This is a genomic window from Oceanobacillus sp. HCA-5259 (assembly GCF_037892815.1).
In the GTDB taxonomy this organism is placed as follows: domain Bacteria; phylum Bacillota; class Bacilli; order Bacillales; family Amphibacillaceae; genus Oceanobacillus; species Oceanobacillus indicireducens.
This window is the reverse complement of record NZ_JBBKBV010000028.1, coordinates 37,082-48,971: the sequence shown is the minus strand read 5'-3', so window position 1 is coordinate 48,971 and position 11,890 is coordinate 37,082. Positions and strand designations below refer to the sequence as shown.

Genomic DNA, 11,890 nt, shown 5'->3' with positions numbered 1-11,890 from the left:
AAGTAAGTTGAAATTAGCAAGGGTGGAAAAAGGTTTAACTCAGGCACAACTTGCAAAACAAGTGAATGCTACAAGGCAAACAATCGGACTGATTGAAAAAGGGGAGTATAATCCCAGTCTGAATTTGTGTATTGCTATTGCTAAAGAGTTAAACAAAACATTAGATGATTTATTTTGGGAGGGTGATTAAATGATACGTTCATTTTTAAATGCTTTTTTACCAGAAGACGAGTACAAACGGACGAGAATACTTTATTTTATGGCTGAGACCACATTTTTAACAATAGTAATTTTACTAGTATTAGGGCTTTTAAAGTATTTTTTAAATATTAATATAGATACTCAATTTATATTATTGATAGGACCATTCCTTATGATGGGATATTCTTATTTCCGCTATATTTTCTCAGGAATAGAACATACGGAAGTATCGGATAAGCAGGATTATATTAAAAGAAGACGAAAGGTTGTTAAACGTTCTTTGTTAGTAGGCGTGATCTTTTTTATTATAATTCTAATAGTTAAAGGAATTCCGGGTAATTGGGAAGATAGATTAGACTTGATTGCATTGCCGATACTTTTCACGATTTTTTATTTTTTATTTGACTACATTTCACTGAAGCGTTCTTACAAAAAGAATAAGGATCTGACAGATGACTAACGGTAATTCATCAATCGGGAATAATTCACTAAGAGCATTTGAAGCGAAAACGTTGATTTGACTGCATTTTGATGGTACATAAAATGGATGAAATGAATATAATGAATAGGTTCTCCGCCAAGACTCCGCCAGAGGAAACGGAGAAAAGTGAGGGATATTGTGTAAAAGCAATATCTCTTTTTTATTTTCTAGATATTTGCAGGTCTCTGTTTATCAAGCCTTTTTTGCATATTCTTAATTAAGTTGGGATAAACATTTATAAATTTATCAGCACACCTAAGCGCCCTTTGAAGGACTTTCCTCCGCCAAAAGGTCGTTTTTTAGTTGTAGCTAAACTTTGGACTGGTGAAAAATGAAATACAACATTATTTATGCTGATCCACCGTGGCAATATCGACAAAGTAAACACTTGTGTCATTACAAAAAAAGGGAACACGAGCAATAGATTTTGAAATGAAAAATGGAATTATACGAAGAAATTATATCCTTAAAAAGAAGGTTGATTCAGATTGGTTATGTTATGGTACTTTTAATATTCAATCTTGAAAAAGGTTGAAGGCTCCTTTCATATATAACCCCGCCATAAACATCTAAAATGTTCATTTTTCAGGAATATTTTCCTGAATCTTTAACTTTTCATAATAAGCAACAACTAGGGAAGGTGAAAGCTCGTATTTTTTGGAGGAAAGTTAAGTTAGGTAAGGCACAATAAATTTTTATTCTTAGAAATCTGACTTTGATATAGTTTAAAAATAAAAAGTAAAAAAGTGCAACGATTGCATGTTGGATTTCGAATATAAGAGTAATGAAGTCGAAAGGAGTAGAAAAGTGTTAACTGATAAGCGTTTAATCCGTTACATATTAAAAAAAGGGTCGAATCAAGCTGCGGATGAATTGATTCGGCGTTATTACGATGACCTGTATTTTTATCTTTATCGTCAAGTGGGTAATGGAAATGACGCTCTTGATTTAACACAGGAAGTTTTTATCGCTGCTCTAAAAGGGCTTAGCTCTTATGATGATCGCAAATCTTCATTTCGGACGTGGCTCTTTCGTATTGGAACCTATAAAGTCATTGACACACGACGTAAGGTGAAAATGACTTGGTTAGAATTGAAAGATGTAGAGTGGATAGAGGAAAAGGATTTTGATCAAAGTTTGTGTCAGAAGGAACTGTTAGAGGCGATTAATCAGTATGTTGCAAGTTTTCGCCCGGAAATTCAGGAAATTTTCCGGTTACGAGTTTATGGGGAGTTATCATTCCCAGAGATCGCTTCATTGCTTGATCAAAAAGAAGAACGAATCAAAGCTCAGTATTATCGGTTGATTAAAAAAATTAGAGAGGAGTTTCGTGACTATGAATAGAGAAAGTAAACATATCCCTTTCACACAAGATGAAAAAGAAAATAGCATTGCTTTTATTTTAAAAGAAGCCAATCTTCAACCTGTAACGTTTAGAAGATTTCTTCGTTCTTATTTTCAAGAAGTTGGTTTCCGTTATCTTTTTTGGGGAATGGGAGATATTTTATTTATTGTTGGTCTTTTGTTGTTCGGAGCATGGATACTGTATTTTCCTGATTTACATTATTCACTTGAGAAAGGCCATAGTGATAGAATTTATTTTGCTGTCTTTATGGCTTCGCCTCTTTGCTATGCACTTTTGTATTTTCTTGGGATTTGGAAAGAAAAACTATTAGGAACCTTCGAACTAAAGATGACACTACGAGTTTCTTTAAAGGAACTACTCATCTTACGTATGTTGGCGTTTAGCGGAATTTCTTTGATTGTTTCTGTAGGTACTAATGTCCTTATTTGGCAATTACTCGGTCAAGAACTTTCGTTGATAAGATTGTTTAGTTTGTCATTTACTTCTTTGTTTTTATTTGCGAATATTCAACTCCTTTTAGAATTTAAAATACCGTTGCGTTGCAGTTATTGGGTGACGCCAATGATATGGGGTACTGTGGGAGCTTTCTTTATTTGGAAACAAGAAGGGATTACTCAGCTTCTGTTGTATCTCCCGCATTTAATTGTCGCAGGGATAGTTTTTGGATTACTCCTTTTGTTTATCTATTTATTGCGTCACAACTATTTTATGAAAAAGGAAGGAACGATTACCTATGCTAATGCTTAACCACGTCAGTAAGAAATTTCAGTCCAATCTCGTTTTGGAAGATATTTCTTTAACTTTTGAAAATGGTGTTTACGGATTACTGTCTCCAAATGGCGCAGGAAAAACGACATTATTAAAAATGATTACAACACTTTTATTCCCTACTTCTGGTGAAATATTATGGAATGGACAATCAATTAAAGAGCTGGGAGCGGATTATCGTGGAATATTAGGTTATTTGCCGCAAGACTTTGGTTATTATGGCAATTACACTCCTGTAAGGTTTTTAAAATATATTGCAGCATTACAAAAAATGGATAAGAAAGAAGCAAAAAAAATGATTGATGAGCTTTTAGAGCTTGTTGCACTTTCTGAGGTAAAAAACAAGAAAATGAAACGTTTTTCAGGAGGGATGATCCAACGGGTAGGCATTGCTCAAGCGATGTTAAATAATCCGAAGTTACTAATTTTAGACGAGCCAACAGCAGGCCTAGACCCAAAAGAACGTGTTCGTTTTCGTAATTTGATTCATCGTCTTGCTCAAGACAGGATTGTCATTTTATCTACACACATTGTTTCGGATGTGGAGACGATTGCCAAACAAATCATTATGATTAAAAACCATCAATTGCACTGTTGCGAAACGCCCTCTCAAATTACGCGATCAGTGCAAGGGAAAATTTTTGAAGTTCCTGCTACTTATCAATTAACTCAAGAGCAATTGCTATTAAGTGAAACAGAAAGCGATGAAGGTCATTTACTTAGAATTGCCAGTCCATTTATCCCAAAGGAAGGGTTGGAAGTACGCCCAAGCTTGGAAGACGCATTTCTGTATATTTATCGAGATGGGGTGGCTGCAAATGCTTCGGATCATCCCCTTTGAAGTTCGTAAACTATTGGAACAGCCAATGATTCTCCTGTTTTTTATCGCCAGTTTATTGTTAAATACAATCTATATTGCAACAGCAGGACTGGATCAATCTTATTTAGATTATGTTCAGGAAACTAAAGAAAAATCAGGGTCGTTCATTACATCTGAATTTCGGGAAAAGCTTTCCAATCAATCCGCAAGTAGGCAACAACAGCGATTACTGACAGAAACTGCTGAACTGGAGAATATTTTTCAAGGTTATTCAACAGAAGCATTAGGGCAGGAAATCATCAACTTTTATCAAATACAAGGCTCGGTCACCGAAAAAATGAAGCGAAAATATGAAAAATTAACTCCCATTGTCCATGAATTAGCAGAAGAACAAGCTGCATTGGAAATGGGCGCGGCAGGAGAAACAATGAGCGTTTTTACCTTTATTAGAAATCGATTATTTCATGCAATCTTGGGTGAAAGTTTAATTTTTGCTTTATTGCTTGGGTTATATGGAAGTACTTCTGAGAGATTAACCAAAACAGATGTCCTAGTGATGACTTCAAAAACAGGACGTAAAACACAAGTGAGCAAATATGCAGCGAGCTTCATTCTCACCTTTCTTTTTTATGGAGCGATGGTCCTGTTGACTTTTGGTATTTTTAATTATATACACCCTATTGGAACTTTGTGGCAAACAAGTATGTCGACACAATTTCATGTCAATATTTATTTTCCACAATTGCTGGAAATTCCCTTTATCCCTTGGCAACCAATGACATTGTTAAACTACACTATTTTATCTATTGTACTAGGCGGCTTATTAGTCATCTTCTGTCACGGATTTAATTTTCTTGTCGGCTTATGGACAGATCAATTATTTCGAGGATTTATTGTATTCATTGTAATTTATGTTGTCTTTCTTGGGCTGGAACAAATCATTAATCAAATGGGTTGGTGGAATTTGCATTCTCTATTGATGTGGCATCCAATTTCCTTGTGGAAAGTACAAGGCTATTGGTTTACGGAAATGGGACCTTATGCAACAATTCCGTGGCAAGAATCAATTGCAATGGTCATCAACATATTTCTCTTAGGTATTGGCGGTATTTTAACAAGTAAATTCTATGCCACGAAGGAGGTAAAATAAAGTGTTTACTGTGGAGTTTAAAAAATTATTTCAACCGATTTTACTTCTTGTCGCACTCTTGATAACGATTGTGTTCTTCAATCAAGAGTTGACTTTTATCCATAAATTGTGGCCGAATGGCGGTTTAATTCCTATTTATGAGCATGCTTCTGATTGGCAAAATCGATTTGGACAAACGCTTGAAGATGAAGAAATAGCAGAAATCGAAGCGGAGTATGTTACCTTGGTCAAACAAGCGGACAAGATTGTCTCGGAAAACCCTATCGCAAAAAAACTTCAACTTGGAAATTATGCTGAGTTTGAATCATGGTATCAAGAAAATGCTCCCCTTGGGGCAATTAACGAGATGAATGAAGAAGAGATAGAAATCGTAAAACAAAAAGAAGCGATTGAGCAAGATTTAACAGATAATACAGGTCATTCAATGGCGGATCAAATCGATGTCTTACAAAAATTATATCACTCTATGAAACAATTTGATTCATCAGATGTGTTTCTCAATGATGAACATTATACGGAAAAAGAAAGAGAAAGGCTTTCAGAAACATTGTTTATGGAAGAAGGTTGGCGGAATATTTTGCCCAGTTATTTAACTTCAACAGTTGCTAGTTATTTTGAAAATATTCTTATCTTGTTTATTTTTCTATTGTCTTTATTGATTCCTTCTGTTTTTGTTAGAGATCGCTTGTTAGGGTTACAAAAAATTCAATGGAGCAGTCGTCATGGGCGAAACATTCTTTGGACACAATTTATTATTGGTATGACTGCTACTTTTCTGTTGATTACTTGTGTCGTAGGATTTTTTGGAAGTTTGTTGTATTTTACTGATTTTACACAATATTTCTCGAATGGGCTGAATTCATTTTTTATCGATAATGAAGAACCTTTATTACTCTCTTTTTATCAATGGACATTTGCCGAGTGGATAGTGAACGTTGTATTGTTAGTTTATTTGATTGGGATGGCTTATAGTGGAATTCTCTTATTCCTCTCTCAGACCAGTCAACATTATTTGTCATTATTAATGAAAATCATTCCAGTTGGCTTTGTTTTTATTTTCATTGCTAATCGAGTACTTAAAGATGCATTTTATCTCAAAAATGATTTGTATCAATGGATAAAAATTCCAATGATTGAATTATATGCGAGCATCCTATTATTGGTTATCAGTATCAGTTTACCGATCATCTTTTGTATTCGTCAACAAAATAAAGATTTATTGGATTGATTTACCATCATGGATTTAAAAAGAAACTTATTTAGAAGAGGATTGGATATCTAATGTTTAAGATGTCAACTATTCCAAAAAAATTGACACTTTCAAATCGATCAAAACACTTATACACCAACGTTTCTACGTATGATTTACTGTTTCCTAATATTTTTTCTCTTCCTGTTTGAAACAGGGGAAAGCGCTGTTTTTCTAAAAAACAGAATTACGAAAGGGGGATTAAGTTCGGCCATTTTTAAGAACACGGTGGTAGGAAGGAGGTTATCGTGTGCAAACACACAATTTTTAACAAAATGAGTCAATTTTTATGCCTAGCTGGCTTATGTTCAGTTAGGATTTTTTGTGTATTTCACAATTTTTTCAAGCAAATCACTCTTATTTTTTGCATTTCATAAAAATTCTTGTTGAAGGTTATGAAAGGGGAAATCATCACCCTCCTTTGCAGTTGCGAAGGGAGAAGAAATGCATGACAGACCCAGATCGCCGTGCAATATAAACACAAAATCAGATACGTTCTGCTGATGGTGAGCTACCTGATTCTTGTGCCATGACTTCTCATAGAAACGAGCGAAAACCAATGAATCTAACGTAATCGTGGTGAATTATTGGTGATGCCTCATCAGTTTGGATAATGATACTCCCCTACCGTCATGGTTCCAGCGTTTGAAGCGTCGCAGGCTATGAGTAGGGCTGGAACCAATACTTGCAGGGGTGAAATTCCCGTGGGGCTGTACCAACAGCCGTCTGATTTTTTAAATAGTCGATTTATCTATGTATATACTTTTGTATACAAAACATCTTTATATACAGATGCAGGTGAAACGCAATGATTGATACATCTTTTTAAAAATACAAATTGATGATGCATTGGGACAGTACATTCTTAAACAGATTGACGAAAAGATGAAGGAAATCGGAACCGATAAGTTATTTTATAGTCTTGATGATTCTATTCGATTGGGAAAGTAATATTACACTGGGTTCCTAATTGAAGTTTACTATTTATCTCAACTTCTCCGCCATGAGCTATTATGATTTGCCTTGCAATTGCCATTCCTAGTCCTGTTCCGGAATTATTGGAAGTTGCATTCGTCCCCCGGAAGTATCGATCGAATAAATGTTCAATCGTTTCTTGATCCATACCGACCCCATCATCTTCAATTAAAACACGAATTTGTCTTGGATGAGACAGGTTTTCATGAAGTATGATATTAATTTCAGTATTAGGCGGATTATGTTTGATACTATTCGCGATTAAGTTTTCAAATGCTCGCTTTAAGTATTTCGTATCCATATTAAAAAGTATTTGTTCCTTATTCGTTTCAAATGAAAACACCTTATTTTTTGATTCAGGCATTTTTTTCAATTGTTCCAAAGTACCTTTGAGAACATTTACAAGGTCTTTTTGTTCAAGTTGTATCGGAATAGTATCATTTTTCAATTGAAAAGTTAAATTGAAGTCTTCGATTAGTTGCTCCATATACTCCACACGTTCCTCCATGATTTTGGAAAAGTGACGTACTTTATCTTGTTCCCAGTCATGTTCATGTGAAGAAAGGAGTACAGTATACCCTTTGATAACAGACAAAGGCGTCTTTAGATCATGTGAGACTCCCGTCATCCATTCTTCCCTTGTCTTTTCTAATAACTCTCGTTCTTCTTTGTTTCTCTGAAGAGTTGATGTAAGCCTAGAAAGAGCCTGCGTCAATTCTTGATACGTTTTATATTCAGCTTTATTTCGCCAGCGTTGCTTTGAATTAAACTTTCGATTATTAAAAGGTTCTTCATATTTACCTATAGATAGATTTTCAATCCAAGATACAATATAGAGTAAAGGAGCACCTAATTGTCTTCCAAAAAATAAGGCAATTAATATTCCAATAATAATGATGGAAAGAACCCATAAATTATTCACCCAATATTGAAAGGGATTATTACTTGTCATCGGTTTCCCCAAAACCCATGTTAGATCCTGATTATCTTTGGTTTCATACCATGTAGATAACTGAAAACCCTTTTTGGCAGGATATAAGTAGTCAGACACTAGTTCTCCAGGGGCATAATGATCTGGCATGCTTTTTGGTTTGTTAATGGAAAAGACTTCATTACCCTGCTCATCCAAGATTTGTACCCACATGTTGTTTTTTATCAAATCTTCTTTTGTCTTCGAGCCTATTGTAGGCTTTTGATCAACCATATCCGTATGTTCAACGATTTTGCTAATCGATAATTGTGGATTTTCTTCTTTGTTATGACCGAGAAAAAAGCTAATCAAAATAACACTAAGAACAATGAGTAAGCCCCAAATAAGCATTAACCAGAAAAGTCGTGATACGAAGTAATAGGCGACACGGTTTTTTAATTTCACAACAATTCCTCATTTACGTCTGTTTCAAATATATATCCTAATCCTCGGACTGTTTTAATCCATTTAGGTCTGCTTGGATCTTCTTCTATTTTTTCACGTAAACGCCGTACATGTACCATCACCGTACTGTCCCCACCATACAATTCTCCCCATACATCTTTATAAATTTGATGCTTACTTAAAATTTGGTTAGGGTGTTCGCAAAAATAGAGTAAAAGTTTCATCTCCTGGGTAGGGCACTCTATTCGTGCACCATTAACAATGAGTCTTCCAGTATTGGGATCTATATTAAAAACGCCATAATCGTAAACTTGCTTCCGTGTATGTTGGGATGGAATTTGAATAGAACGTCGTAATTGAGCCTTCACACGAGCTACTACTTCTAATGGATTAAAAGGTTTTGTAATATAGTCATCTCCTCCAAAGCTAAAACCCTGCAACTTATCTAAATCTGTTGTTTTTGCTGTAAGAAACAATATAGGCACATCTGTCTCCGAACGAATTTTGCCACATAGGGTAAAGCCGTCTATATCAGGCAACATAACATCTAACAATATAATGTGGGGATGATTTTGTGTTGTCATTAAAAGTGCTTCTGCTCCAGTAGCGGCTGTTAAGACATTTTGAAAGCCTTCCTTTTCAAATATTGTGATTAATAAATCTAAAATATGCCGATCATCATCAATGATAAGAATTTTATGATCCTCAAGTTTTAAAGTCACACTTTATCTCCCTTCCTATCTTCATTATTACATTAAACATAAATAAAAAAGCCCATTTAGTAAAGAATTTATATCCCGTTTAGGTTACTGAAAAGTGTAATTACTCCATAACCCAAGCTACTCTAAGTATGTAATTGAGATGGAGAAATATTCGGAATTGGATTGTTAAGCAAATGTTTAGGGAAAGTTTCATTCATGTTTAATTTATTTCGTTTACGATAGAAATGAGGTGAGAAACAGATGAATGATCAAATATTAATGACAAATGATCTAACAAAAAAGTACAAAAAACACATATCTGTAGATGGACTAAATTTACGGATTGAACGTGGACAAATTTACGGATTCCTTGGGCCAAATGGGGCTGGAAAAACGACGACGATTCGCATGTTACTAGGCTTGATAAAACCCACAAAAGGTAATATTGAAATTTTTGGGCAAAGCCTGAAAAAAAATCGTCTGCAAATTTTACAACAGATTGGATCGTTGGTGGAGTCCCCAACATACTATGGAAATTTAACTGGCCGTGAAAATTTAGAGGCGGTTCGAAGGTTACGAGATCTTCCAGAAAAACGTGTGAATGAAGTATTGGAAATAGTTAGATTAACCAAAGTTGCGAACCGGCTAACAAAAGAATATTCTCTTGGAATGAAGCAACGCCTGGGGATTGCCGCTGCAATGCTTAGTAATCCAGATTTATTAATACTTGATGAGCCAACTAATGGTTTAGATCCATCTGGTATCCAAGAGATTAGGGAGTTGATTAAAAAATTGCCTGAAGCAGGAATGAGTGTTCTTGTATCCAGCCACTTGTTAAGTGAAATAGATCAAATGGCTACACAGGTAGGGATCATTAATAATGGAAAAATGATTTTCCAAGATTCGATTGAACGCTTAAGGCAAAAACAGAAACCACTATTAAAAGTCGGCGCTAGTGATGTCATGAAAGCAAATGCAATATTAAAAGAGCAAGGAGTAAAGGCTGATTTACAAAACGATTTCTTGTGGTTAGCCCAAACGGAACCTGCGTTTGTTTCAGATATTAACGCTACTTTGGTTCATTCAGATGTATCTGTCTACCGACTGGAAGAAGTGAAAAGAACACTTGAAGATATCTTCTTAGAATTAACGGGTACAGAGGGTAGCTTATGAGAAAGATATTGTGGGCAGAACAATTAAAATTAAAACGTTCATCGTTATTGATTATTGTATTATTGGTTCCATTACTTATCTTGGCATATGAGTTGGTGAATTTCACCTATCGTGCTGGGTTTGTGGAAAAACAGGCGGAGATGTTCGGTGCTGATTCCATGTGGATATTTTTATTGTATGACAATAGCTTGTTATTTGGACTAGGTTTCCCATTAGCCGTTACACTTACTGCATCAGTGATAGCGAATATTGAACATCAGGCAAATGGATGGAAACAAACCCTTTCAATGCCTATTTCAAGAGGAAAAATCTATTTAAGTAAATTTATTTGGTTAATGATTAGTCTATTCTTTTCTGTTACTATTTTTCTGATTGGAATGGTTTTTCTAGGGAAGGTACTCGGATTTGAAGGGAATATTCCATGGGGCTTATTGATAGGCGACAGTTACGGCATGTTGATTACCGTATTACCAATTATGGCGTTTCAATTTTGGTTATCCATGACCATTAAAAATCAGGCTTTCTCAATTCTTATTGGAGCAATTTCTGCTATTATGGGTTTATTTTTAGCAGCTGCTCAAACGACAAGATGGTTACCCTTAGCCTATCCAAGTCAAGTCTCAACGATTATATTGCAATATGAAGGATTAGGGTATAATCAAGATTTTTCTGCCTTCCTCGTCATCAATTTGTTATTAGGTATCATCCTAATGTTTATCGGAACTATACATTTTGCTAAACAGAATGTGCAGTAAGGAGGGATTATGTTGAAAAATATATTATATGTTGAACGATTAAAGTTAAAACGCTCCAAGTTGTGGTTACTTTATTTGCTAGGTCCGTTATTAGGTGTGTGCCTGGCTTATATCAATTTCTTTAAAAACTATGACCTTTTTATGCAGCCTGGGGATAATGAATGGATAGAGGAGTGGACACAAGTAGCATTGTTTATGGGTCCTTTTGTATTGCCAATTCTAGTGGGGATATTCACGGCTCTTGTTTGCAGAAGTGAACATGTCGGCGGAGGATGGAAACAACTATTAGCCTTACCAATCAAATATTCGGATATCTTCTTAGGGAAGTTTTTAACGGTAGTAATAATGGTAGTTATTTCAATGGTTATCCTATTAATCTTTTTTATAGGATTTGGTTATGTAAAAGGAATAGAAGGCAGTCTTCCGATATTTACAATATTCGGATTCGTGATTAGAGGGATTTTTGCGTGTTTACCATTGATTCTTCTACAACTAACGATATCCATAAGGGCTAAAACCTTTGGTATACCATTGGCTGTTAGTATTGTTTTTACTCTCCCAGCTATTATAGTTGCCAGCACACCTTTAGGGCAGATTTATCCTTGGACGCAACCTATGCTAGCTATGTCACCTGAAGATGAATCACCTATTCAGTCTTACTTGTTATTTTATACGCTAGTTATTGGAACCTTCGTAGTTTTACTAATATATGGTTTACGGAATTTTACTAAGCGGGATACTTTTTAATTACATTTAGCGGGCTCGAATGAGTTATTTCAGTCGATAGAATTCGGAAAATGACTAAAGAACTTTAAAAAGCTGGTTGAGGAACAATCTCTTGATAAAATCTTTGCGTAAAGATAGCTGAAACTGTCG

At 35.1% G+C, this 11,890-nt stretch carries 12 protein-coding genes; 10 read left to right on the top strand and 2 right to left on the bottom strand.

Translation table 11 applies throughout. From position 1 onward, the window contains the following. The 7 genes from WKU33_RS14145 to WKU33_RS14115 form a co-directional block, all read left to right on the top strand. A partial coding sequence (locus tag WKU33_RS14145) for a helix-turn-helix transcriptional regulator (RefSeq protein ID WP_336252870.1) occupies positions 1-190 on the top strand: 190 nt, incomplete at its 5' end. Further along, positions 191-661, top strand: a complete 471-nt coding sequence (locus WKU33_RS14140; protein ID WP_336252871.1) for a hypothetical protein — start codon at positions 191-193, stop codon at positions 659-661. A gap of 780 nt (positions 662-1,441) precedes the next feature. Further along, complete coding sequence (locus WKU33_RS14135; RefSeq protein WP_336252872.1) at positions 1,442-2,026, top strand: RNA polymerase sigma factor; 585 nt, start codon at positions 1,442-1,444, stop codon at positions 2,024-2,026. Beyond that, complete coding sequence (locus WKU33_RS14130) at positions 2,019-2,795, top strand: hypothetical protein (protein ID WP_336252873.1); 777 nt, start codon at positions 2,019-2,021, stop codon at positions 2,793-2,795. The genes WKU33_RS14135 and WKU33_RS14130 overlap by 8 nt, the downstream gene beginning before the upstream one ends. A 34-nt stretch (positions 2,796-2,829) precedes the next feature. Continuing rightward, on the top strand, positions 2,830-3,657 hold the full coding sequence (locus WKU33_RS14125) for an ABC transporter ATP-binding protein (RefSeq protein ID WP_336252874.1): 828 nt from the start codon (positions 2,830-2,832) through the stop codon (positions 3,655-3,657). Continuing rightward, positions 3,635-4,786 (top strand): hypothetical protein, encoded by a 1,152-nt coding sequence (locus tag WKU33_RS14120; RefSeq protein WP_340455231.1) that lies wholly within the window; start codon positions 3,635-3,637, stop codon positions 4,784-4,786. Before WKU33_RS14125 ends, WKU33_RS14120 begins: the two co-directional genes overlap by 23 nt. Before the next feature lies 1 nt (position 4,787). After that, positions 4,788-6,014 carry a hypothetical protein gene (locus tag WKU33_RS14115; RefSeq protein WP_340455229.1) on the top strand — a complete coding sequence of 409 codons (1,227 nt, stop codon included), beginning with the start codon at positions 4,788-4,790 and terminating at the stop codon, positions 6,012-6,014. Between the two features lie 952 nt (positions 6,015-6,966). Here WKU33_RS14115 and WKU33_RS14110 read toward each other — a convergent pair. Together WKU33_RS14110 and WKU33_RS14105 are read right to left on the bottom strand one after the other, a co-directional pair. After that, on the bottom strand, positions 6,967-8,385 hold the full coding sequence (locus tag WKU33_RS14110) for a sensor histidine kinase (protein WP_340455227.1): 1,419 nt from the start codon (positions 8,383-8,385) through the stop codon (positions 6,967-6,969). Then, complete coding sequence (locus tag WKU33_RS14105) at positions 8,382-9,107, bottom strand: response regulator transcription factor (protein ID WP_336252878.1); 726 nt, start codon at positions 9,105-9,107, stop codon at positions 8,382-8,384. Before WKU33_RS14105 ends, WKU33_RS14110 begins: the two co-directional genes overlap by 4 nt. Positions 9,108-9,347: 240 nt before the next feature. Between WKU33_RS14105 and WKU33_RS14100 the strand changes: the two genes are divergently transcribed. Genes WKU33_RS14100 through WKU33_RS14090 form a run of 3 tightly spaced genes read left to right on the top strand, consistent with a single transcriptional unit; the run spans position 9,348 to position 11,761 of the window. Then, the gene (locus WKU33_RS14100; protein WP_340455225.1) at positions 9,348-10,259 is read left to right on the top strand and encodes an ABC transporter ATP-binding protein; all 912 of its coding nucleotides are present in this window, start codon (positions 9,348-9,350) and stop codon (positions 10,257-10,259) included. Continuing rightward, entirely contained in the window at positions 10,256-11,014 is a 759-nt protein-coding gene (locus tag WKU33_RS14095) for an ABC transporter permease (RefSeq protein WP_336252880.1), read from the top strand. The genes WKU33_RS14100 and WKU33_RS14095 overlap by 4 nt, the downstream gene beginning before the upstream one ends. Before the next feature lie 9 nt (positions 11,015-11,023). Next, a complete protein-coding gene (locus WKU33_RS14090) occupies positions 11,024-11,761 on the top strand; it encodes an ABC transporter permease (RefSeq protein WP_340455222.1) in 738 nt (245 codons plus the stop codon). Positions 11,762-11,890: the final 129 nt, after the last annotated feature.